The sequence below is a fragment of the Pantoea sp. PNT03 genome, from assembly GCF_014852515.1.
Taxonomy (GTDB): Bacteria; Pseudomonadota; Gammaproteobacteria; order Enterobacterales; family Enterobacteriaceae; genus Pantoea; species Pantoea leporis.
In genome coordinates this window covers 727299-750574 of the sequence record NZ_JACVBT010000001.1, presented here as the reverse complement: position 1 = coordinate 750574, position 23276 = coordinate 727299, and the positions used below count along the sequence as shown (strand labels likewise).

The 23276-nt window shown below is 51.7% G+C and carries 25 protein-coding genes; 11 read left to right on the top strand and 14 right to left on the bottom strand.

Annotation, left to right across the window (positions count from 1 at the left end; genetic code table 11):
- Nucleotides 1-26: 26 nt before the first annotated feature.
- From IB226_RS03540 to otsB, 10 genes are all read right to left on the bottom strand, one after another.
- Nucleotides 27-1688: a methyl-accepting chemotaxis protein gene (locus tag IB226_RS03540; RefSeq protein ID WP_192233601.1), complete on the bottom strand. Its 1662-nt coding sequence runs from the start codon at nt 1686-1688 to the stop codon at nt 27-29.
- Between the two features lie 317 nt (nt 1689-2005).
- Complete coding sequence (locus IB226_RS03535) at nt 2006-3685, bottom strand: methyl-accepting chemotaxis protein (RefSeq protein WP_192233599.1); 1680 nt, start codon at nt 3683-3685, stop codon at nt 2006-2008.
- 170 nt (nt 3686-3855) lie between these two features.
- Nucleotides 3856-4353, bottom strand: a complete 498-nt coding sequence (gene cheW, locus IB226_RS03530) for a chemotaxis protein CheW (RefSeq protein WP_008102858.1) — start codon at nt 4351-4353, stop codon at nt 3856-3858.
- 22 nt (nt 4354-4375) lie between these two features.
- Complete coding sequence (gene cheA, locus IB226_RS03525) at nt 4376-6346, bottom strand: chemotaxis protein CheA (protein ID WP_192233597.1); 1971 nt, start codon at nt 6344-6346, stop codon at nt 4376-4378.
- A gap of 10 nt (nt 6347-6356) precedes the next feature.
- The gene (gene motB, locus IB226_RS03520) at nt 6357-7388 is read right to left on the bottom strand and encodes a flagellar motor protein MotB (RefSeq protein WP_192233596.1); all 1032 of its coding nucleotides are present in this window, start codon (nt 7386-7388) and stop codon (nt 6357-6359) included.
- Nucleotides 7385-8272 carry a flagellar motor stator protein MotA gene (gene motA, locus IB226_RS03515; RefSeq protein ID WP_007891047.1) on the bottom strand — a complete coding sequence of 296 codons (888 nt, stop codon included), beginning with the start codon at nt 8270-8272 and terminating at the stop codon, nt 7385-7387. Before motA ends, motB begins: the two co-directional genes overlap by 4 nt.
- A 132-nt stretch (nt 8273-8404) precedes the next feature.
- Nucleotides 8405-8983, bottom strand: coding sequence for a flagellar transcriptional regulator FlhC (flhC, locus tag IB226_RS03510; RefSeq protein ID WP_101760736.1), 579 nt, complete (start codon nt 8981-8983; stop codon nt 8405-8407).
- Complete coding sequence (gene flhD, locus IB226_RS03505; RefSeq protein ID WP_008102850.1) at nt 8983-9333, bottom strand: flagellar transcriptional regulator FlhD; 351 nt, start codon at nt 9331-9333, stop codon at nt 8983-8985. Before flhD ends, flhC begins: the two co-directional genes overlap by 1 nt.
- A gap of 1057 nt (nt 9334-10390) precedes the next feature.
- Nucleotides 10391-11830: an alpha,alpha-trehalose-phosphate synthase gene (gene otsA / locus IB226_RS03500; RefSeq protein ID WP_101760737.1), complete on the bottom strand. Its 1440-nt coding sequence runs from the start codon at nt 11828-11830 to the stop codon at nt 10391-10393.
- Complete coding sequence (gene otsB, locus IB226_RS03495; RefSeq protein WP_101760738.1) at nt 11827-12615, bottom strand: trehalose-phosphatase; 789 nt, start codon at nt 12613-12615, stop codon at nt 11827-11829. The genes otsA and otsB overlap by 4 nt, the downstream gene beginning before the upstream one ends.
- 539 nt (nt 12616-13154) lie before the next feature.
- On the opposite strand from otsB, the gene IB226_RS03490 reads away from it, so the two are divergent.
- From IB226_RS03490 to IB226_RS03465, 6 genes are all read left to right on the top strand, one after another.
- Nucleotides 13155-13448, top strand: coding sequence for a hypothetical protein (locus tag IB226_RS03490; RefSeq protein ID WP_218168224.1), 294 nt, complete (start codon nt 13155-13157; stop codon nt 13446-13448).
- A 161-nt stretch (nt 13449-13609) separates the two neighbouring features.
- A complete protein-coding gene (gene fucO, locus IB226_RS03485) occupies nt 13610-14761 on the top strand; it encodes a lactaldehyde reductase (protein ID WP_192233595.1) in 1152 nt (383 codons plus the stop codon).
- Between the two features lie 322 nt (nt 14762-15083).
- The gene (locus IB226_RS03480; protein ID WP_101760741.1) at nt 15084-15962 is read left to right on the top strand and encodes a manganese catalase family protein; all 879 of its coding nucleotides are present in this window, start codon (nt 15084-15086) and stop codon (nt 15960-15962) included.
- Nucleotides 15963-16095: 133 nt separating this feature from the next.
- Nucleotides 16096-16293: a hypothetical protein gene (locus IB226_RS03475; RefSeq protein WP_101761030.1), complete on the top strand. Its 198-nt coding sequence runs from the start codon at nt 16096-16098 to the stop codon at nt 16291-16293.
- Nucleotides 16294-17103: a hypothetical protein gene (locus tag IB226_RS03470; RefSeq protein WP_101760742.1), complete on the top strand. Its 810-nt coding sequence runs from the start codon at nt 16294-16296 to the stop codon at nt 17101-17103.
- A gap of 95 nt (nt 17104-17198) precedes the next feature.
- Nucleotides 17199-17459 carry a hypothetical protein gene (locus IB226_RS03465; protein WP_101761031.1) on the top strand — a complete coding sequence of 87 codons (261 nt, stop codon included), beginning with the start codon at nt 17199-17201 and terminating at the stop codon, nt 17457-17459.
- Between the two features lie 34 nt (nt 17460-17493).
- Here IB226_RS03465 and IB226_RS03460 read toward each other — a convergent pair whose 3' ends face one another.
- The 4 genes from IB226_RS03460 to IB226_RS03445 all read right to left on the bottom strand — a co-directional run bounded on the left by IB226_RS03460 (nt 17494) and on the right by IB226_RS03445 (nt 18971).
- Nucleotides 17494-17760: a biofilm development regulator YmgB/AriR family protein gene (locus IB226_RS03460; protein WP_101760743.1), complete on the bottom strand. Its 267-nt coding sequence runs from the start codon at nt 17758-17760 to the stop codon at nt 17494-17496.
- 62 nt (nt 17761-17822) lie between these two features.
- Complete coding sequence (locus IB226_RS03455) at nt 17823-18113, bottom strand: hypothetical protein (protein ID WP_101760744.1); 291 nt, start codon at nt 18111-18113, stop codon at nt 17823-17825.
- A 120-nt stretch (nt 18114-18233) separates the two neighbouring features.
- Nucleotides 18234-18479 (bottom strand): regulatory protein YcgZ, encoded by a 246-nt coding sequence (ycgZ, locus tag IB226_RS03450; protein WP_007891089.1) that lies wholly within the window; start codon nt 18477-18479, stop codon nt 18234-18236.
- A gap of 213 nt (nt 18480-18692) precedes the next feature.
- Nucleotides 18693-18971, bottom strand: coding sequence for a hypothetical protein (locus tag IB226_RS03445; RefSeq protein ID WP_101760745.1), 279 nt, complete (start codon nt 18969-18971; stop codon nt 18693-18695).
- A gap of 196 nt (nt 18972-19167) precedes the next feature.
- Here IB226_RS03445 and IB226_RS03440 point away from each other — a divergent pair, with 196 nt between their 5' ends.
- The 5 genes from IB226_RS03440 to IB226_RS03420 all read left to right on the top strand — a co-directional run bounded on the left by IB226_RS03440 (nt 19168) and on the right by IB226_RS03420 (nt 23236).
- Nucleotides 19168-19680 (top strand): GNAT family N-acetyltransferase, encoded by a 513-nt coding sequence (locus IB226_RS03440; RefSeq protein ID WP_101760746.1) that lies wholly within the window; start codon nt 19168-19170, stop codon nt 19678-19680.
- Between the two features lie 368 nt (nt 19681-20048).
- Entirely contained in the window at nt 20049-20483 is a 435-nt protein-coding gene (gene umuD / locus IB226_RS03435) for a translesion error-prone DNA polymerase V autoproteolytic subunit (protein ID WP_192233594.1), read from the top strand.
- Entirely contained in the window at nt 20467-21729 is a 1263-nt protein-coding gene (gene umuC / locus IB226_RS03430) for a translesion error-prone DNA polymerase V subunit UmuC (RefSeq protein ID WP_192233593.1), read from the top strand. The genes umuD and umuC overlap by 17 nt, the downstream gene beginning before the upstream one ends.
- Nucleotides 21730-21772: 43 nt before the next feature.
- The gene (locus IB226_RS03425) at nt 21773-22747 is read left to right on the top strand and encodes a YiiX/YebB-like N1pC/P60 family cysteine hydrolase (RefSeq protein WP_192233592.1); all 975 of its coding nucleotides are present in this window, start codon (nt 21773-21775) and stop codon (nt 22745-22747) included.
- A gap of 150 nt (nt 22748-22897) precedes the next feature.
- Nucleotides 22898-23236: a DUF4113 domain-containing protein gene (locus IB226_RS03420; RefSeq protein WP_192233591.1), complete on the top strand. Its 339-nt coding sequence runs from the start codon at nt 22898-22900 to the stop codon at nt 23234-23236.
- Nucleotides 23237-23276: the final 40 nt, after the last annotated feature.

The window sequence follows — 23276 nt, the reverse complement described above, 5'->3', positions numbered from 1 at the left end:
CGGGGTGAGGGGAAGCAACTCAGAACTTAAAACGTCTCCCAGTTACCCTCACTCACCGGCGCGGCAGCCGCTTTTCGCGGTGCGCTGGCGATTTGGCGCACCGTGCTCGCCTTCGGTTGCGCCTGTGCGGCGCGCGGAATGCGGAACACCGATACCGACTGGCTCAGGCGGCTCGCCTGCTCTTCCAGTGATGCGGCGGCGGCGGCGGACTCTTCCACCAGCGAGGCGTTCTGCTGGGTGACGCGGTCCATCTCGGTCACCGCTTGTCCCACCTGATCGATACCACGGCTCTGCTCATCCGATGCCGAGGCGATTTCGCCCATAATATCGGTGACGCGCGTGACGGCGCCGACGATATCATTCATGGTTTCTCCGGCAGTACCGACCAGCTGCGAGCCGTTGTTGACGCGGTTCACCGAGTCTTCGATCAAGCCTTTAATCTCTTTCGCCGCCTGCGCACTGCGCTGCGCCAGGTTACGCACTTCACCGGCCACCACAGCAAATCCACGGCCCTGTTCACCGGCACGCGCCGCTTCTACCGCCGCGTTCAGCGCCAGGATATTGGTCTGGAAGGCGATGCCATCGATCACGCTGATAATGTCGGCGATCTTCTTCGAGCTGCCGGCGATATCCTGCATGGTACGCACCACGCCATCGACCACCTCGCCGCCTTTGCGCGCGGTATCCGACGCGCTCAGCGCCAGCTGCGACGCCTGACGCGCATTCTCGGCATTCTGTTTCACCGTCGCGGTGAGCTGCTCCATGCTGGCCGCCGTCTGCTCCAGCGAGGCGGCCTGCTCTTCGGTACGCGCCGACAGATCGTTATTCCCGGCGGCGATTTCGCTGGCGCCGGTGAAAATCGCATCGGAACCGTCACGTACATTGCCCACGGTGCTGACCAGCGACTGCTGCATCTCATGCAGGCTTCCCGCCAGCTGGCTCATTTCGTTGCGCCCTTCCACCACGATATTTTGCGTGAGATCGCCCGCAGCAATATGGCGAATATGCGCCAGCAGCTGGTGCAGCGGCTGAATCAGCACGCTACGCAGGCCGAACCAGCAGCCAACGATCACCGCAATCACCACCAGCGCCACCGACGCCAGCAGCCACATCATGGTGTGGAAGGCGCGCTGATTCTGCGCCACGCCTTCTGCCGCCAATGTGCTTTGTTCAGTGCGCCACTCTTCGTAAGTGGCTTTCATCGCGACCTGTTTAGCTTCGATGTTCTGCGCAAACATGCCTTGCAGATCGTTGGCTTTCAGGCGATCCAGCATCGCCTTCAACCCGTCGTTGAAAGCGGCGTAGTTCGCTTCCAGCTTATCGCGCAACGCGTCTGGCAAGCCCGGCGTGGCTGGCAAGTCGTAGTAGCGTTGATAGTGGCCGGCAGCCACATTGAGCTGTTTTTCGGTCTGGGCGATTAAGGCACTCAACTGGCCGCCATTCGACTGCGCGGCCATGGTGCCCTGCATACGCAACATGGCGCGGTTGAGCACGGTGCGGGTTTGGTTCAGTTCAATCCAGGCGTCTGACATCGCGCCAACGTTGTTGGAAGAGATCTGCGCTACCGCAAACGCCTCTTTATCTTTTTGTAAGGCGGACCAGAACAGGCCACCCGACAGTAATTGTAAAGCGCCAAACACCAGTAATACGGCGATTAAACTGGTCACTACATTGATTCGTTTTAACATGGGATCTCCAGGGATGCGTTTCGGCTCCCCCAGTTATCGACCGGCAATCTGAATTTTTCAGGGTGCTTAAGCTACTTTACGAATTAAAACTCTGCGTTTACGCATGATTGCAGTGTTTTATAACTAAAGAAATTAACACTAAAAAAAATGCGCCTTTATCGGGTGAGCGATAAAGGCGCATTGGGTGGTGCGGGTTGTCCCTCACCCCGGCCCTCTCCCGCAGGCGGGAGAGGGAGACGCTGCCACATGCTGGCTCGGACAGTTCCCTCTCCCACGTGTGGGAGAGGGTTAGGGTGAGGGACCGACCACTCCGAAACTTAAAACGTCTCCCAGTTACTCTCCCCCGCCGCCGCGGTCAGCGCTTTACGTGGTGTGCCGAGCGTGGGGGGTGCGATCTGCGGATGACGCACGCCGCTTCTGGCCTGCGGCTGCGTTTGCGCCGTGCGCGGTACGCGGAACACCGCCACCGACTGGCTCAGGCGACTGGCCTGCTCTTCCAGCGAGGCAGCCGCCGCCGCAGACTCTTCCACCAGCGAGGCGTTCTGCTGCGTCACGCGATCCATCTCCGTCACCGCCTGGCCGACCTGATCGATACCACGGCTCTGCTCATCCGATGCCGAGGCAATTTCGCCCATGATGTCGGTGACGCGCGTTACCGCATTAACGATATCGCTCATGGTCTCACCGGCGGTGCCCACCAGTTCAGATCCGCTGTTCACGCGGCTGACGGAGTCTTCAATCAACCCTTTAATCTCTTTCGCCGCCTGCGCGCTGCGCTGGGCCAGATTACGCACTTCACCCGCGACCACCGCAAAGCCACGGCCTTGCTCGCCGGCGCGCGCCGCCTCTACCGCCGCGTTCAACGCCAGAATATTGGTCTGGAACGCGATGCCATCGATAACGCTGGTGATGTCGGCGATCTTCTTCGAACTGCCGGCGATGTCGCTCATGGTGCGCACCACGCCTTGCACCACGTCACCGCCCTTCTGCGCGGTTTCGGAGGCACTCAACGCCAGCTGCGACGCCTGACGCGCGTTTTCGGCGTTCTGCTTCACGGTGGCGGTCAGCTGTTCCATGCTGGCGGCGGTCTGCTCCAGGGAAGCTGCCTGCTCTTCGGTACGTGCCGAGAGATCGTTGTTGCCCGCAGAGATTTCGCTCGCTCCGGTAAAGATGGCATCCGAACCGTCACGCACATCACTCACCGTGCGCACCAGCGACTGCTGCATCTCATGCAGGCTTTCCGCCAGCTGGCTCATTTCGTTGCGTCCTTCGACCGTGATGCGCTGCGTCAAATCGCCCTGCGCAATGTGCTGAATATGCTGGATATTCTCATTAAGCGGCTTGATGAGGATTTTGCGCATGCCAAACCAGCACAGTACAATCACCGCCACCACAATCGCCAGCACCGCGCCTAACAGCCAGATCATGTGATCGTAGGCTGAGCTGTTGGCTTCGACGCCCGCCGCAGTCAGGCGATCCTGATCGGCACGCCATTGGCGGTACTCTTTCAGGAAGGCGTTTTGGCTTGGCGCAACCGGCGCTTTGGCTGCCTGATCGAGATCTTTTGCGACCAACGCGTCCTGCAACTGGCCTAGCGCGCTGGCATAGGCGGTATAGGTTTGATCGAGACGTTTGTTGAGCGCGGCATCCTGTCCCGGCGTGTCCGGCGTCGCTTTAAACAGCTGGTAGTTATCGGCGGCCTCTTTCTGGAAGGCTTTGCTATCGCCGTACAAACCGGCGATATCCGCTTCGGTACCGGTCAGTTTGCTGGTTGCCATGCGCAGCTGAATGCGGGTTAACACCACACGGCTCTGATTGAGGCTCATGTAGGCGTCGTTGATGGCGGCGGTGTTTTTGCTCGCCAGTTGTGAAACGTTAAAACTGTTTTTGTCATCGCTTAGCGCTTTAAAAAACAGTGAGCCGGATGCCAGCTGTAAAAAGCCAAACACTAACAACACCAGCAATAAGCTGGTGACAACGCGGATTCTCGTAAACATAGTTTGCCCTGGAAAATGAAGGAAAAAATCGTACCGATCGGTTATCGACCAGGGGCGGAGAAGATTGAGGGATATTACAGCGATTTTTTGCGGATTTATTGTTGATTTGTAAGGAATTAATTAATGTATGTAATGATAACGGGCCGCAGCAGCGCGGCCCGTTGCGGGGACTATGCAGTACGCAGGTTATCCACCAGCGCCATCTCTTCGCTGCTCAGCAGCTTTTCGATGTCGACCAGAATCAGCATACGTTCACCCAGCGCGCCCAGACCGGTCAGGTACTCGGTGGACATGGTGACCGCGAACTCCGGTGAAGGACGAATCTGCTCTTGCGTCAGCGACAGCACATCAGAAACGCCATCCACCACAATGCCCACCACGCGATGCTCAAGATTCAGCACGATCACCACGGTATTCTCGTTGTAAACCACATCCGGCTGCGAGAACTTCACGCGCAGGTCGATGATCGGCACGATCACGCCGCGCAGGTTGGTGACGCCTTTGATGAATTCCGGCGTGTTAGCGATGCGGGTTACCTGATCGTAACCGCGAATCTCCTGCACTTTCAGAATGTCGATGCCGTACTCTTCGTCACCCAGTGTGAAAACTAAGAATTCCTGGCCCACGGTTTCGCCAGCGATTTTGGTCACGGTTGCCATGTCAGTCATTTTTTTACCCTTTCGTTATCTATTACGCTGCGGCACCGGCCACACGCTTTTCACGGTTCAACGATTGCAGTGCTGAGACATCCACAATCAGCGCCACGCTACCATCGCCTAAAATGGTGGCGGCAGAGATGCCCGGCACTTTGCGATAGTTGCTTTCAAGGTTTTTCACTACCACCTGATGCTGACCAATCAGCTGATCGACCAGCAGCGCATAGCGACGGCCTGCGCTTTGCAGAATCACCACAATGCCTTGCGTGGCGTCGGTTTTGGCGTTCTGCACCTCAAACACATTCCACAGTTCTACCAGCGGCAGATATTCGCCACGCACTTCCAGCACGCGCTCGCCACCGGCCAGCGGTTTCAGCTCTTCTGCGGTTGGCTGCAGCGATTCCATTACCGCGTTGAGCGGCAGAATGAACACTTCGTTAGCGACGCGGACTGACATGCCGTCGAGGATCGCCAGCGTCAGCGGCAGCAGGATGCGAATGGTGGTGCCCTTGCCCTGCTTCGAGGAGATTTCGACGTGACCGCCCATCTCCTGAATATTCCGTTTCACCACGTCCATGCCCACGCCACGGCCCGACACATCGGTGACCTGCTCAGCGGTGGAGAAGCCCGGCGCGAAGATCAGCATGCCGACTTCTTCATCGCTCATGCTGTCGCTGACCGGCAGGCCGGACGACAGCGCTTTAGCCAGAATACGTTCGCGGTTCAGACCGGCACCGTCATCGATCACTTCGATGCAGATGTTGCCGCCCTGATGTTCCGCCGACAGCGTCAGGTTGCCAACGGCGGTTTTATTCGCAGCCAGACGTTTTTCCGGAGTTTCGATACCGTGATCGAGGCTGTTACGCACCAGGTGCGTTAACGGATCGATGATGCGTTCAATCAGGCTCTTATCCAGCTCGGTTGAGCTGCCGAGCAGCGTCAGCTCCACTTCTTTGCCCAGCTTGCTGGCCAAATCGCGGACCAGACGCGGGAAGCGGCTGAAGACGTACTCCATCGGCATCATACGAATCGACATCACCGATTCCTGCAGATCGCGGGCGTTACGCTCCAGCTGACCCATGCTGTTGAGCAGGTCGCCGTGCGCCACCGGATCCAGCGCACCGGAGCGCTGTGCCAGCATCGATTGGGTGATCACCAGTTCGCCAACCAGGTTAATCAGCTGGTCCACTTTCTCGACGGCAACACGGATGCTGCTGGATTCGCTGCCTTTAGCCGGTGCGGCGGCACGTTTAGGTTCGCGCTTCACCGCTGGCGTAATATCGGTGACGGTGGCGGTTTGCACCGGTTCAGCAGCCACTTCAGCAACCGGGGCGTCGGCAACGGCCGCCGCGCCTGTCGGGAAGTGAATCTGTGCTTCATCCAGCACAAAACAGAGCACCGCGACGATGTCATCTTTGCCGACGCCATCAATGGTAACGTCCAGCGAATTAGCGCCTTTCACCACGTTGCTGACGGTACCGAGATTGCCGAGCTCTTCCAGCATCAGCTCCGGCTCTTTCTCTTTCAGGTCAACCAGTTGCAGGCGCAGACCTGCGGCCGCAACTGGTGCTGCGATCTCAACCACTTCGGCGACTTTGGGCGCTTCAGGCGCAATGCCTTTCGCTTCCAGTGCCAGCTGACGCAGCGCTTCGCAGATGTATTTAAAGCTTTCTGCATTCGGCTCCTGCGCCGTTTTATAGGCATCGAGCTGTTCTTGCATAATATCTTTGGTTTCCAAAAACAGATTGATGATATCGGTGCTGAGCTGCATCTCGCCGCGGCGCGCACCATCCAGAATGTTTTCCAGGATGTGGGTGGTTTCCTGTAAAACCGTAAAGCCAAACGTACCGGCTCCGCCCTTGATGGAGTGGGCGGCGCGGAAGATGGCATTCAACTGCTCGGAATCGGGCTCCTGGGGATCAAGTCCCAACAGGTGTTGCTCCATATCCGCTAACAGCTCATCGGCTTCATCGAAAAACGTCTGGTAAAAATCGCTGATGTCCATGCTCACGGGATCACCTCGGCTGTGAGGGTTGGTCTGGTGTCACCGCGCTCGCCGTGGGCGTCACCGCTGCCGCAGGGGCCGTTGCAGCAGCCGGCGCAGCCGGTGTTGCAGTGGAACCTGTTGGAGCAGTCGACGCAGCCGGTACAGCGGGTGCGGTAATGTTGGGAATCATTTGCGCCGGGTCGCTCACCTGAACGGCATCGCTCTCGGCATTCTCTTTTTCAATCGCCGCTTCGGTGTCGTGATTCAACACCAGCAGGCTAATGCGGCGGTTGACTGCATCATTAGCACCACGGTTTTTCAGCTTCATGGTGTCGGCCATACCGACCACACGCAGCATTTTGGCGCCGTCGAGGCCACCAATCACCAGCTCGCGCCGTGAGGCATTGGCACGATCCGCCGACAGTTCCCAGTTGCTGTAGCCACGATCGCCGTTGGCATACTGGAAATCATCGGTGTGACCCGCGAGGCTGATTTTGTTCGGAATATCATTCAGCACCGGCGCGATAGTGCGCAGGATGTCGCGCATGTAAGGCTCCACGTCCGCGCTGCCGGTTTTAAACATCGGGCGGTTCTGGCTATCGATAATCTGAATGCGCAGTCCCTCTTCGACCATGTTGATGATCAGATGCGGACGCAGCGCTTTCAGACGCGGGTCGGCTTCAATCAGCTGGTCGAGCTTTTCACGCAGGCGATTCAGGCGGATCTCCTCCAGCTTCTTCTTCTGCGCATCCATATCGACAATCTTCTTCACTTCACCCTTCTGCTGCGTCGGATCATCGCCGCCGCCGGGGATCGGACTTTCGCTGTCGCTGCTGCGCTGACCGCCGGTCAACGCCACTTTCAGCGGCGTTTTAAAGTATTCCGCAATCTGGACCAACTCTTTAGGGCTGGAGATGGAGAGCAACCACATCACCATAAAGAACGCCATCATCGCCGTCATAAAGTCGGCATAGGCAATCTTCCACGAACCGTGGCTCCCATGGTGACCTTTATGTTTGCGCTTTTTAACCAGCACAATGGGGCGATTGCCTGCTTTCATGAATTCTCATCCGAAGTTTGTTTCGCCGGGTTCTTGGCGTTACGCACGTGCTCTTCCAGCTCCGAGAACGACGGACGTTCAGCGGAGTAAAGCGTTTTACGACCAAATTCCACCGCGATTTGCGGGGCGTAACCGTTGAGGCTGGAGAGCAACGTCACCTTCACGCACTGCATCATCTTGGTGGTTTCGGCACATTTCTGACGCAGCACCGACGCCAGCGGAGAGATAAAGCCGTAGGCCAGTAAAATTCCGAGGAAGGTACCGACCATCGCATGGGCCACTAACGCACCCAATTCGGCCGCCGGACGGTCGGCTGACGCCAGTGCGTGCACCACGCCCATTACCGCCGCGACAATACCGAAAGCCGGTAAGCCATCACCCACCGCCGAGATACTTTGCGCGGGGACTTCACACTCGTGCTCGTAGGTCTCAATCTCTTCATCCATCAACGCTTCAATTTCGAAGGCGTTCATATTTCCGCTGACCATCAAACGCAAATAATCGGTAATAAAATCGACTAACTGTTTATCGGACAAAATACGCGGATAGTTAGCGAAAATTTCACTCTGGCTGGGATCTTCAATGTCACGTTCTAATGACAACATGCCTTGCTGACGGGATTTCGCCATCAGGCGATAAAGCAGCGCCATTAAATCCATGTATACGGCTTTGTTATATTTCGAGCCGCGCATTAACAATGGCAGCGCTTTTAATGTTTTCTTAATCGATTTGCCATTATTGCCGACTAAAAAGGCACCAATACCGGCACCGCCGATAATGATCAGCTCCGCCGGTTGATAAAGCGCGCCTAAATGTCCGCCGACCATCGCGTAGCCGCCCAACACGGAGCCGACGACCACGATATAACCCAGAATTATCAGCACAAAAAATCCTTACGTCCGTAACGTGTTGATGGAAGTTAAGCCAGAGAGCCGCAGGTGTTATTCGTTGATCGCAGGCAAAAAAAAAGCAGCGGTATTAACCGCTGCTGGATGTTTTCCACGATGCGAACAAACTTAAACGGCGCGTTTAACCTGTTCATCCAGCAGTTGTGGAAAGGTATCGGCAGAATCTGCAGAAAGTTTACGTCTTTTTACGGCACGTGATGGCGGCTGGCACAGGCTGCAGACAAAGCTGCCGATGGGCTGATGAGCGTGGTTAATAAAGCTGCCACCACAGCACTTACAGTCAGACAGTTCCAGCATGCCACTTTCAACGAATCGCACCAGGGTCCATGCACGCGTTAGCGCCAACAGCGGGCCCTCGTCCGATTGCGGACACTGCTCAAGATACAAGCGATAAGCTTTGATTACCGCTTCAACGCCACTGTTCAAGCCGGTTTTCAGCAAGAACTGCCAGGCGTTACAGAACATAGAAGAGTGGATATTTTGTTCCCAGGTCATGAACCAATCGGTAGAGAATGGCAGCATACCTTTCGGTGGTGGCGCACCACGCAACTCTTTATAGAGTTTAATCAGGCGACCACGGCTCAGCTGAGTTTCACTCTCCAGCATTTGCAGTCGTGCGCCCAATGTAATCAGCTCCATGGCCAGCTGAATATCACGCGCTTCCTGAACAATACTTTTTTCGCTCATTAAACGGCCCTCTTCTTCGCAGAGACGTCATCTTTAGACGCATTTCGCAGGAGACGGCTGGATAATAAAATACCGGTGTGGATTTGCTGTAAGTCATCCACACGTGACTCTTGAGTCAGGCGATTAATATGGTTGTGATCGGTAAATCGGAACTGGCAAACCAGTTGGTTGGTTTCCGCTAATTTTACCATCTCAGGTAAAGTTAATTGCGACAATGCATCAGCCATCGATTCATCGATGCCTAAACGAAACATTGCTGAAGCTTTTTCCTGGTTAATTAAACGCTGAGCAAGAAGCAAATATGACAGATTAATGTCATATATATGTTTTAGTAATTCTGATGTACCCATTTTTTTCCATCCTGATAGACGCGACACATATACGGCCACAGAATTAAATTGTTCTATGGTTCGGGCTGCTGGTTGGTAAATCTAAAGATGGCAAAAAATAATCAGGCTTGAGCCAACGTGCTCCTGACTGTTGCACTTTTCGTCAGGACACTGATCTGTAGTAATCAAAACTCCAGGCCATTCTTTGCTTGAGTTGTAACCATCTTCCGTGACGTCTGCTTACAGTTTTTTAAGACTAATCTGAAAACAAGGCAAATCTATATTGTCTGATTTCGACATACAACGTGAGTGGCGCGAAATTTTAGATAAAGTGTGATCTGCGTCACACTTTTAAGGCAAATTTTTTCTCTAAACCTTCAGCAGCGCTTTTCTGTTGTCCATTTTTTGCGCGATTTATGATTATTTCCTTAATATTTTGCTGAAGTAAGGCGGATTTTAGGCTGTGCGGAGGATTGTCATTACAACGCGATCAGTTATCTGTTCTATGGCAATTAGGGTGCTATAACACGCCATATAAAGGATTATATGCAGCATAATACTCTGAATTAGCATGAAACTATTCGCTTCTAAATTAATCACTTACAGGGAATATTGCCCATGTGCCGTAAAGCGAGACGCTAGCGAAGCGTGAAGTCTGGGCGCAGAGCGCCAGGGAACTGTTAGTGGATTGTAGGGAGTGTTTAGCGCACGGCAGGGGATGTAACAGGGCGTTACATTAGAGAAATGAATGAATAGGCATTTTTCGGTTTGCTCCACGATGACTATCGGCGCACCACCTGAGATCTTTAGGGTTGCGAGGAAAAAAAGCTCTTTTTGCCTTTCATTTGTGTGCTTTTTAACCAAATCGTGCGCTTTTTGCTGATGAGTCAGCGCATTAGCGCTTTAAGAAATGAAATCGATTTCGTGAAGTTACAGTGGCGCGTGAAAACGCTGTGCAGCGGAGCGTAAATTCAAAGAGGCGCGATAAATCGCGCCGCTACGGAAGTGTGCAATAAGTGAGCAAAGCACCCAATGTTAGCATTTACCGTAGCGGCGCAATGTATTGTGCAATTAAGCGTTACGCTAATTTCGGAAAGGTAGCGACTTTATTTACCGTACCGTGATCATCACTGCGTACCGGCAAAGTATTTAAATCTTTCAGGAAGCTTTCACGCCAGTGTGAAATATCCTGTTTGCGCAACACCGCCATCATGTCGTTATAACGCGAGATACGTTCGGTACGCGGCATGGTCAACGCGCGATCGAGCGCCGCCGCCACGTCATCACGATCGTACGGATTGACGATCAGCGCGGAAGTCAGCTCATTGGCCGCACCAGCAAAGCGGGACAACACCAACACGCCAGGGTTATCCGGGTCCTGCGCTGCTACATACTCTTTCGCCACCAGATTCATGCCGTCACGCAGCGGCGTAATCAAGCCGACGTTGGTGAGACGGAAGATCTTCATTAACAGACGACGATCAAAGTGCTGATTGAGGTAATAGAGCGGCGTCCAGCCCAGCGTGCCGTATTTACCGTTGATGCGCCCCGCTTCCGTTTCCAGCTGGTGACGGATGTCCTGATAAGCCTGCACATCGCCGCGCGAGGTGGGCGCAATTTGCGAGTAGCGAATTTTGCCGCGGTGCTGCGGGAAATTCTCCAGCAGGGCTTCAAAGGCCAGGAAACGCTCCGGCAATCCTTTAGAGTAATCCAGGCGCTCACAGGCAATGATATTCTGCAGATCGCCCAAATCGCGTTTCATCGCCGCCATTTTCGGTGGCAGCGGTCCTTCCGCCATCTCTTTAATGGTGTCCGGCTCAATACCAATCGGATAGACCTCAGTCATAAAGGTGTTACCGAAGGCGCGATGCTTCTTCTCTCCTTTATTCTGCAGCTGCGTCAGCTGGCTCAGGCTATCAAGGAAAGCTACGCGGTCAGATTCTGTCTGGAAGCCCAGCAGATCGTAGTCGCACAGCATCTCCAGCAGCTCCTGATGCGGCGGCAGAGCATTGAAGATCTCTGGCGTCGGGAACGGGATATGCAGGAAGAATCCGATGCGGTTATTAATGCCCTGTTTGCGCAGCTCGGCGGCAAACGGCAGCAGATGATAATCGTGGATCCACAGAATATCGTCGGGCTTCAGCAGCGGTTTAAGGCGCTGCGCCAGCAAAGTATTGACGCGGCAGTAGCCATCCCAGGCTTCGCGCTGATACTGCACCAGATCGAGGCGATAGTGGAACGCCGGCCAAATCACGGTATTGGAGAACTGGAGATAATATTGATCATAATCGTTTTGATTAAGCGGCAGTGACGCATAGGTGATGCCGTCTTTTTCGATCTGCGTAAGTTCTTCATCCTCTTCTTCACCCGAGAATTCGCTGATCTCTCCGTTCCAGCCAAACCATAATCCACCGGTATCTCGCAGTGCATCTAAAATACCGACAGCAAGCCCGCCTGCGCTGGCCTTGCTACCATCGGGGATCGCGATACGGTTAGATACGACGACTAAACGACTCATAACCTAAACTCCTTACCAACATTGTCATGTTCTAGTTGTAATAATAGTTGTTCAAGCCAGTGCCATACGGCCTCAACGCTGTTGAGGCGATAGCGTGCATGGCTGGCCCCTTCACCGACTTTGACAGAGATCCCCTGCATGGCATTTACCACGAGGAATCCTTTTTCATCTGTCAGGTCGTCTCCCACAAATACCGGAATGCGTCCGGCAAAGGGTGCTTCCTGCATGAACTCACGTACGGCAGCGCCTTTATCGATGCCTTGCGGCTTCAGTTCCACCACGCATTTACCTGGCTGAAGCGCCAGCTCGGGAAAGCGTGCAACGGCGTCTTCGGCCAGCTGCATAATGGCGTTTTCGTACTGCGGCGCATTGCGATAGTGCAGCGCAAATGCCATGCCTTTCACTTCTAATAGCGTATCGGGCCACTGATCCAGCGTCTGCTGCAGTTCAGTTTGCAGTGTTTGCGCAATATCCCCCGGCAAGCTGTGGCGATGCACGCGGCCCGCCGCATCGCGGCGTTCTGCACCGTGCACGCCCGCGGCGGGGGCTTCGAGTGGCGCGACTAAGGCGTCGAGTTGCGCAATCGGACGGCCGGAAACCAGCGCTAAGGCGCCGTGGCTAAGATTGGAAATGTGTTGCAGCAGCTGGCGTACCGGAGCGGGAATGGAGACCGACTCGGGCTGCGACTGAATCGCTGCCAGCGTGCCGTCGACATCAAAAAAGAAGGCGTAGAGTCCGCCACTTAATGACGGCAAGGTGCTGTTGTGATTAACCGCGGAGGTCACGACTCTTCTCCTGTCTTGTGAAATTTGTCATTACAGGATGTTCGGAGGCTGGCTGGGTGATCGAGGCGGTTGCTACCGCAGAAGTGTGTGCGAGGAGGTTTTGCAGATAACACGGAATTTCGATAGATAACTCTCCACAAACAAACATCATGTAAACTCACTCGCCAGGCTGACTGCGAACATCGTCAGAATTAAGTGTAGACGCAGATCACGATATTGCCAGATACGCGCGGCCTGGCTATAGGATAAGTGGCCGTTTTAAGCCTTATGCCGCAAAAGAATTGCCTCAGCGCTTTTTCAGCCGCTTCGCTTATTTTTTTAGCGTTGATGACGCCCTTCTCCCGCCTCAATTCCCGGATTATGCCGACTTGCATCCGCCGCGAGGATTATCATATGGTGCGTTTACCGTGCGGCTACAGCGCGGAAATAGCGCCCTGATCGGCATTGATCACGGCTGTTAGACCCATTCAGGCAGGAATCCGGATAATGGAAAACCGATCGACATCACATTTTTCACTTGTCGCGGCAGGTGAGCGAAGATGATCCCGCAAAGCTACAGCCAACGCGTTCACTTCTATTACTGCATTCTGGTCGCCCTGAAAATCAACGCCAAAACGAAGAAGTCTGGCGGCGTGCGCGGCAAGAATAACTTCCTGCTGAAATGGCTGCGTAATGCGCAGAACAACACCATTTTCCCGCCGGATATCACCAGCGAGATTGAGTGGCTGCGCGCCAAGATCATCAGCTCCGGGCCCGACACCGACCTGGAACCGATGCTGCAATATGTTTACGACACGGCGAAGCGTGCCGAGACGATGCGTTTAGGATCATGATTCCTTCCATTTATTCGACTCAATGGAAACCGCGATTTTATTGAGGCAACGCAATATCTGTATCGTCATTACCACGTAAATCTGGATACGGTTAAATCTTCTTATCTTGATGAATTTAATCGAAAAATCTTAAATCTGGCATCTACGTGAAGGTAATTAATATGATTAACAGAATGATCCTCAATGAGACCGCCTATTTCGGTGCGGGCGCGATTAATTCTATTGTCGATGAGATTCACAAACGCGGTTTTAACAAAGCGTTGGTGGTGACCGACAAGGATTTGATCAAGTTTTCTGTCGCCACCCGCATCACCGATCTGCTGGCGCAGCACGACCTCAGTTTCGCCATCTATGATGAGGTGATCCCCAATCCTACCGTTGAGGTGGTGCATGCGGGCGTCGAGGCTTTTCGTCGTTCGGGTGCCGATTATCTGATCGCGGTGGGCGGCGGCTCGCCGCAGGATACCTGTAAAGCCATCGGCATGATGATTGCCAATCCCGAGTTCAGTGACGTGCGCATGCTGGAAGGCGGCGCCGCCACGCGCAATCCTTCCGTACCGATCATTGCGGTGCCGACCACTTCCGGCACCGCAGCGGAAGTGACCATCAATTACGTCATCACCGATGAAGAGAAGAAGCGCAAGTTCGTCTGCTACGACCCGCACGATATCCCGGCGATTGCCATTATCGATCCCGACATGATGGCCAGCATGCCCGCCAGCCTGAAAGCGGCGACCGGCGTCGATGCGCTGACGCACGCCATTGAAGGCTACATCACGCGCGGCGCGTGGGAACTTACCGACATGTTCCATCTCAAAGCGATTGAAATTATTGGCCGCTCGCTGCGTGATTCGGTTAAAGGCGTGCCTGCGGGCGTGGCGGATATGGCGCTCGGTCAGTACATCGCCGGAATGGGCTTCTCGAATGTTGGCTTGGGTCTGGTGCACGGTATGGCGCATCCGCTGGGCGCGTTTTATGGCACGCCGCACGGCATCGCCAATGCGGTTCTGCTGCCGCATATCATGGCGTTCAATGCCGAGCATACCGGCGAGAAGTACCGCGATATCGCCCATGCGCTGGGCATGGAAGGTGCCTATAGCTGTTCATTAGCCGATGCCCGTGCGCTGGCGATTGATGCGGTGATCACCCTGAACCACGATATCGGTATTCCGCTCAGACTGCGTGATATCGGCATGCAGGAGCAGGATGTGGATGCGCTTGCCGCCGCAGCTTTCGCCGATGTATGTACGCCGGGCAATCCGCGGGAGTGCAGCGTCGCGATGATCGCTACGCTGTATCGTGAGTTGTTCTGATTAGGCGTTAACCAGGTCGCCATTAATGGCGACCGACGTGTTTTGTAGGTGCGCATTTATGCGCACCAGAACGACGCGCTTATTTAATTCATGCCAACATTCACCCTTTAAAATAATATTTATCTCGCGGCTTAAAATAAAATTAATTTAACCCGGTGCGCTTGCAGCAATGGGATGCCCGCTTAGTATTAATGAGGCGGCATGCAGTTGATGAGTACAAGGCTAAATTCACGCCTTCCCTCCTCCATTTCTTATCGTTATTTATTTTTAAACATCAGAATTAATTCCCTTTCTCCGTTTATTTTATTTTTTGAGGTGAGCTATGTTTCGACACGTAAAGCAGTTGCAATATACCGTGCGCGTTAATGCGCCCAATCCCGGTCTGGCCAATTTATTACTCGAGCAGTTTGGTGGTCCGCAGGGCGAATTAGCCGCTGCGATGCGCTATTTCATGCAGGGCTTAAGTGATGAAGATGCGGGTCGTCGCGAGATGCTGATGGATATCGCGACTGAAGAGTTGAGCCATCTGGAAATTATCGGTTCGCTGGTTGGCATGCTGAATAAAGGTGCCAAAGGCGAACTGGCGGAAGGCAGCGAAGAGCAAGGCGATCTTTATCGCTCCATTACCGGCGCGGGCAATGACAGCCATCTGACATCGATTCTGTACGGCGGCGGCCCGGCATTAACCAACTCCGCGGGCGTGCCCTGGACAGCGGCTTACATTGATACCATTGGCGAAGTGACAGCGGATCTGCGCTCCAACATCGCGGCCGAAGCGCGCGCCAAAATCCTCTACGAACGCCTGATCAACCTCACCGATGACGTGGGCGTAAAAGATGCGTTAGGCTTCCTGATGACGCGCGAAGTGGCGCATCAGCTGTCGTTTGAAAAAGCGCTCTACTCCATCCACAACAACTTCCCGCCGGGCAAACTGCCGCCGATCGAGAAGTATGCGCACACCTACTACAACATGTCTCAGGGTGACGATATTCGCGGTAGCTGGAATTCGGATGAGAACTTCGACTATGTCGCCGACCCGCAGCCCGCAGTGGATGGCGGTGATGGCTCCGCCAGCGTGACGCTGCCGTCAAAACAGCTGAGCGATCTGGATACGCTGGCAACACGCACCGCTTCACAGCCCGATACCAATCCGATTACCGGCGCGGAACCCGGCAGTAAAACGCCGCTTACCAATCAGTAATTATCACAGGTCGCCCTAAACGGCGACCTGGCAGATTAATCCGGAAAACGCCCTTTCATTTCAGTTACCCGGCTAGGTTGTTGAAGGATGTGCCATAGTTGACGCTGGCATAAATAATAAGGATGGCTTGATGATGTTTGGTTTTTTAACTTCCCTGTTCGGTAGCCCGGAGTCATTAGTGCAAGTCATGACGCGCCAGGACATTCAGGAATCGATTGAGGAAGGCGACAGAATTATTATTGATGAAGATGGTAACGCTTCGGTTAATGCGTTGAGTCCTGAAGTGCAGCGCGATTTTGCCCATCATGTCAGCACATTAAAGGATATTTAAATGGGCACGGCGATATTTATGGTGATGATGGTTTGCGGCTATTGGTATACCAGCCGCGACATGTCGAGCCGTTTAAAAATTAAGCGTTCCTTTGGCTGGGATGTCTATTTTCTCATTGCGCTGTATGGCTGCATATTTGTGCTGCAAGGCGTGCTGGCCACCGCGATTATCTGGCTGATTCTGCTGGCCGCATCGGGCGTGAACAATGCGTTTGCGCTGACCTCGGCGGAGAATGTGCACTGGAACGTCGATTTCATGACGTGGAGCTTTTTAGGCATTCAGGCGCCGGTGGTGCTGATGCTGGCCTTTGCCATCCTGTTCTGTATGTATCGCTCCAACTGGGCGGTCAGCGCCCGGCTCAACGCCGGTGGACGCAAGGAGTTGTATCAACGCCTTTCCCGCTCCAACGGCATTGAACAGTTGCTATTGCAATGTATGGAAGAAGGCGAGCTGGCGTGGGTCACACTGAAATCGCGCCGTATCTATATCGGCATGATTCACGCGGCGACCTTTGAATATCCAAACACTGCCAACATTGTGTTGATCCCGATGCTGAGCGGCTATCGTGATTCACGCACGCTCAATCTGGCGATCGAGCATAATTACAGTCTGTGGTACCACAATCACAACATTGATTTCTCGTCCGCACCTAAAAGTGCCCTTGAGTTTCGTAAAGTGATTATGGTGCATCAAATAGAGAGTTTGTCGCTGTTTGATCCGGCCAGCGCCAGCGCATTAGCGATGGATAAGCAAAGCGGTAATAAACGCAAGTGGATGCGAAAATCCGCGCCCAAACGCGACTATCCCTAAATTTACTATTCAAAGATGCTGGCTTTATCGTGCAATTGCTTTATGTTGCACGGAGCCAGCAACATTCCATAATAAGTCAAAATAATAAGGGCATCATGATGGACTTTAAAAAGTTCGAGGACACTTTACAGCTGTGGGGGAATTTACACTTCACGGGAATTGAACTGCAACAGCGTGATAATAAAAGCGAAATTTACGCGACCGGCACTAATAATCATACCCAAAGCCAGCTGTATATTTGCACGCTTTCAACTGATGTCGCTTCACACGTCCAGTTAAAACAGTTTCGCACCTGGTTGCACAGAATTAATATTGGCAAAGCGAAGCGCCGATTAGCTCTCGCCAGAAAGGATTAATTCATTGTCCCCGCGCGGGGGACAGAGAGGAATATCAGGCGTCGTCAGGCGTGTAACCCACCACAATTTCCAGTGTTTTGCGCAGCACATCAGCTTCAGCATCACCTTCTGCGGTTTCCAGCGCCATAATCAAACAGAGAATAATCGATTTATTACTGACGCGCCCTTCCGTGGCCAGCACGTGGCGGATAACCCTATCCAATACGGCAGCTTCGTTTCTTAACGTACTGTCTGCATTGCGAAAATGCTCTGCCAGTTCGGTGTCAGGCAGTGCAGCGTAGAGGTTGTGATTTTCCGACATGATTCCAGTCCCGTGATTGTATCTACGCTCGAATTTACAGTGCCTAAATGCGAGCCAATCGGTCAATGTTTACGATTGTTACCAGACTGTTGGTTGTTACCAAACAGCTGAAGAACGTTGTCGCTTTGCGGCTGCTCTTCGCGCAGCTTTTTTCCCGCCGAAATACTGTTGCGTACATCGGTGATGGCGGCAGTAATCGCTGCACGCTGCTCTTCGTCATTGCTCTGCTGCTTCATCAGCATCAGCTGATTCAACAGCGCTTGCGTATTGACCGGGCCCGTACGTTGCAACAGCGCCAGCGCCGCTTCGCCAATAATTTCATCGATTATTTTCTGGTGTTCACTTCTATTCATAACGAATTTTCATAACGAATCTCTGACCGCCGCTTCGCCCCGGTGCGGGGCGAAACCAGTGTGGGAGCGTATTCAGAGTAAAATTTTAATACTTGTACAAGTTTGACGTCTGACTGGCTCTCAGCTTTCACGTTCAAATAACAAGCCAATCAGCTGATGATAGTGATGCTCTTCTTCAGCATTGGCGGCCAGTTCCAGTCTGCGCAGCAGCTTGGTGCATAGCGATTTGCGGTTGAGGTTACGGCCTTCGCGTAAGATTTCAACCACGATCTGACCCAAGGTTTCCTGCTGCGATGGCAGCGACGCTTTGCTGAAATAGTTGGCAATGGCCTCGACTGAACTCGGCGTGTATCCGTTCTGACGCATAATTGACCCCAATAAATGAAAAAGTTAGATCATTTGACCTAAGTAAAGTTGTACAGATAGCAAAAAGCTGTACAAGGAGCTTACTCAAGATATCAGGCAGGTTTTGTTGCAAAAAGTGCTAAGAAGTGTGAATTAGGACAATTAGAAAGCTTTTATTTCCAAATCTGTGCGCTCCGCGCCGAAAGTCATCGACGCGTGAGCCGGTTGGGATGGTCAATTGTCGTCGGCATCGGCCGAAGGCATTCTGACACTGCCTTCCTGGCGACTCAATCCGCGCAATGCTGAATGGACGCGATTATCGCTGCCCGCCGGTTGACGGTGCGTGAGCAACCATTGCTGCGCCTGGGCAATACGCTGCTGCTGTTGACTGTTTTGCTCTTTTCTCGCCATGCGCGCGAGCTCTGCCAGCAGTGAGGAAACGCTGACTTCCTCACGGCGCACCAGTAATGCATAGGCCGCTTCGCCGATAATTTTAGGTTGCGAATCTGACATCTTCTACCTCCTGAGAATATGGGCTTACGCTTGCTTCTCACTCTTCATTATAGATCATCGGCCTGGCGCCTTGTTAACAGACAGCTCTGGTTATCTTGGGTTTTTGTTACTAACACGTTATGGTAACTGCCCTTCGGTGGCCTCTGCTCGCACCGACGACGTGATTAATAACAAGCATTAAGCAAGGAAATCTGGCATGGAGTTCACCATACGCAAAGCCACGGCAGAGGATGCAGAGCTGCTGCACCTGCTGGGCCGCATGACCTACAGTGCGCATTTCAAACATATGTGGGTTTCCGCAGACGAACTGGATGCCTTTATCGACAAGGAATACGGTCTGGCAGAGCTGAATAGCAGCCTCGCGGCACCCAATGAGAGCTGGCTGATCGCCGAGACCGACAAGCCGATTGGCTTCGCCAAAGTCACCTGGAACACGCCAGTGCCGGATTCCGGCATGAGCGGCGCGTTGCTCAACAAGCTCTACCTCAATCCAGAAGAAACCGGCAAAAACTACGGTCGCTGGATGTTCGAGAGCATCATCAATGAGGCGCGCGACAAGCGTGAAGGCTACCTGTGGCTGGAAGTGTTAGGCGATAACGTGCGTGCACGTAAGTTCTACGAAGCCTTTGGTATGCAGCACATCAAAGACATTCCGTTTATCACCGCTTCACAGCAGAGCACCCTGCAGATCATGGGGATGATGATTTAGGCGCAGCGGCACAAGTGTTTTGTAAGCCGAATTGTTGGCATAGTCTAGCTTTATAAAATTATTAAAAATAAACAATTATCACTTGGGTGATTGAAAACCACCCAATAAAACCCCTTTATTTGTAGTACCGACTTCCTCAGCGAGACGTACCTTAATTCAGCAGCGGACAAACGCTCTCATCCCAATGTTGCTCCCGCAAAATTCCATGTTCAGATGAAGCCCCCAACAACATCTCCCACCATCAATCTGTAGTTGCATAACTAAATTTCTACTCTGTTCAATGCGTTCAGGCTATGTAGAGAGAAGTTACTTGATCAATTACATCGCGATCACTACTGTATATAAAAACAGTAATTAAGTTGTTAACTATGAAAACTATAAGTCGTCCTTTTATTCATGAAACCTTGAAACTACCACTTTATCTGGAGAGGGTTCCATGCGGCTTTCCTAGCCCGGCTCAAGACTATGTCGAAGATACTCTAGACCTGAACAAGCTGGTCGTGAAGCACCCAAGTGCAACCTACTTTGTCAGAGTGAGTGGTGACTCGATGGTTGGTGCAGGCATCAGCGATGGCGATCTGCTGGTGGTGGACCGCTCGCTAACGGCCACGCACGGCGATATTGTAGTGGCTTCCTTCGCCGGCGAATTCACCGTAAAGGAACTTCGTACCAGGCCCTTTGTGCAACTCATTCCGCATAACATTCACTACTCCCCGATTAATTTTCGGGATGAAGAGGAATTGCAAATATTTGGTGTAGTCACATTCACTTTGAAGTCAAATAGAAATGTACGCGCTTGTTGATGTAAATAATTTTTACACTTCCTGTGAGACCGTTTTCCGTCCCGACCTTTATGGAAAACCGGTTGTTGTGGTATCCAACAACGATGGTTGTATTATTTCACGCTCAGCAGAAGCGAAATTGCTGGGAATTAAGATGGGTGCACCTTACTTTAAAATAAAAGAGGAATTGCGTCGGCAAAATGTGACGGTTTTTAGTTCCAATTATGCTCTCTACGCGGATCTTAGTCACCGAGCAATGCTAACGCTCACAGAAATAGCTCCAGCGGTAGAGGTCTATTCTATCGATGAAGCTTTCATAGACATATCAGGCCTATCCAACTGCATACCACTGACAACATTTGGGCATCAGTTACGTAAACAGGTTTTAAAAAATACAGGTTTAACTGTAGGTGTAGGGATAGCCCCCACAAAGACGCTCGCTAAACTTGCTAATTTCGCAGCCAAAAACTGGCCTAAGATTGGTGGTGTTGCCGAATTATCAGACCATCAGCGTCAGCGCAAATTAATGTCCAAAGTGCCAGTAGAAGAAGTATGGGGTGTTGGTCGCCGCATCAGTAAAAAACTGCAGTCTATGGGCATTGAAACAGCTTTGCAGTTGGCTGATAGTTCTAGCTGGATTATCCGTAAAAACTTTAATGTTGTTCTTGAACGCACGGTCCGAGAGCTACGCGGTGAATCCTGTCTTGCATTTGATGAGTTCTCACCAACTAAACAACAAATTATGTGTAGCCGTTCGTTTGGTCATCGCATTACCGAATATGAAGACATGCATCAGGCGATTTGTACTTATGCCGAACGAGCAGCTGAAAAACTGCGAACTGAAAAGCAGTTTTGCTGTGTTATAAGCGTATTTATGCGAACCAGTCCACACGCTAATAATGAGATATTTTATAGTCCACAGGCAAGTGGTCGTCTGGCGATTCCTTCCAACGATACCCGTGACATTATACGCGTAGCCACCAATTCCCTTGATCGTATCTGGAAAGAAGGTTTCCGTTATATGAAGGCAGGCGTTATGTTGAGCGACTTTTTCAGTCAGGGAGTAGCGCAACTCAATTTATTCGATGAACATAAACCTTGGCATAATAGTCGTGAGCTGATGCAAGTTATCGATGACCTTAACCGTTCAGGCCGAGGTACGGTATGGTTTGCCGGACAAGGGATTCAGAAAAGTTGGTCAATGAAGCGAGAAATGCTATCACCTGGTTACACGACGCGCTACTCAGACCTGCCAATTGTTAAATGATTTAATTTTTCGGTTTGGCGCCAATTTAATATGGAATAAATTTATGTATGTAATTTCTATTAACGAGTTGGAAAAAGGTGACATTCTTCTTACTGCAGAGAACTCTGCAACAAGTAAAGTTGTGAGGAAATCGACTGGAAGCTCCTTTTCACATACTATTCTTTATATTGGCTCCGGAACTTACATTCATTCTGATGCAAATGGAGTTCATTCAGGAAATATGCAACGACTGCTTTTTGACACACCTGAGAATGTAACTATTTTAAGAGTCGCCGGTAGTCCTGATCAGCTTAGGAAAGCTTGTATGTTCGCAAGATTAAAGATAGGAACAAAGTATTCGATAAGGAATGCAATCAATTCAAAATTAAAAACAACTACAAAAGAAAGAAAAAACAGGCAGTTTTGCTCAAGGCTTGTCGTGCAATCATATGAAAGTGCTGGTATTAAATTAGTTGAAAACACTTCTTTCTGCACCCCACAAGAAATACTTGAATCCAAGCTTGTCCAAAAAACATCTGTTAAAATCAGGAAAGCAACAATTGAAGAAGTCGCTATTTCCCAAAGTAAAAACCCTCTCAACAAGCAATCATCTATAATAAATGGAATACTTAGAAAAGTTAGAACTATAACTAAAGAAGACATTCAGACATTGGAACAAGTAACTCATCATTTAATTAACAACCCAAAAGATGATAGAGAGATATCTGATGTATACAAAAGATCCGGTTATCTGACAATGTGGAAGTATGATATTGAAGAAAATCCTTGGAGATATGATGGAAAGAAACTTTTGGAAATTCCTTTGTCAAAGGTTGAATTAATTCAACTAGCAACATCTGAAAGAGATAATGCCATAGATAGACTTATGCTTTACAAGCATAACTTTGATCAATATTTTTATATCAATGAGACACATAGATTAGAGTATTCACAGATGAAATTTAAATTGTATCATCAACTACTCAAAAACACATTTGATAATTTAGATGCAGCAAATCATGTATTAAAAAACATCTAAAAAATCCATTTTTCCTGTAAAAATTAAAGCTAAGCGGAAAAATACACCTTATGTCGCATCATCCTTATTCCGCCGATCGCTGACAGTCGCGATACTATTCAGGTCACGCTTAATTGTTTAGATCGTATCTGGGTTCCCGGGAAGCGTTATATGAAAGGCGGCGTAATGCTGGGCGATTTCTTTAGCGATGGCGTGGCGCAGTTTGATCTGTTTGCGGAATATCAGCCGCGTCACAATAGTGGCCAGCTGATGGCCCTGATCGACAAGATGAACGCCCACCAGCGCGGCGCGTTATGTTTTGCCGGACAAGGGATTCAGAAACCCTGGTCGATGAAGCGCGAGATGCTGGCCCCAGCCTACATCACCCGGCTGGCGGACAGCTTCTTCTTTAAACTCAGGGGTAAATCGTGGTGTGCCCATAGACTCCTCCTATGCTCAAAATATAGGGCAGATTTGTCTATGGTCCCGGGGTCACTCCAACCATGTTAGATTATGGTCCAACATTTGGGGTGCAGTTCATTAATGGCAA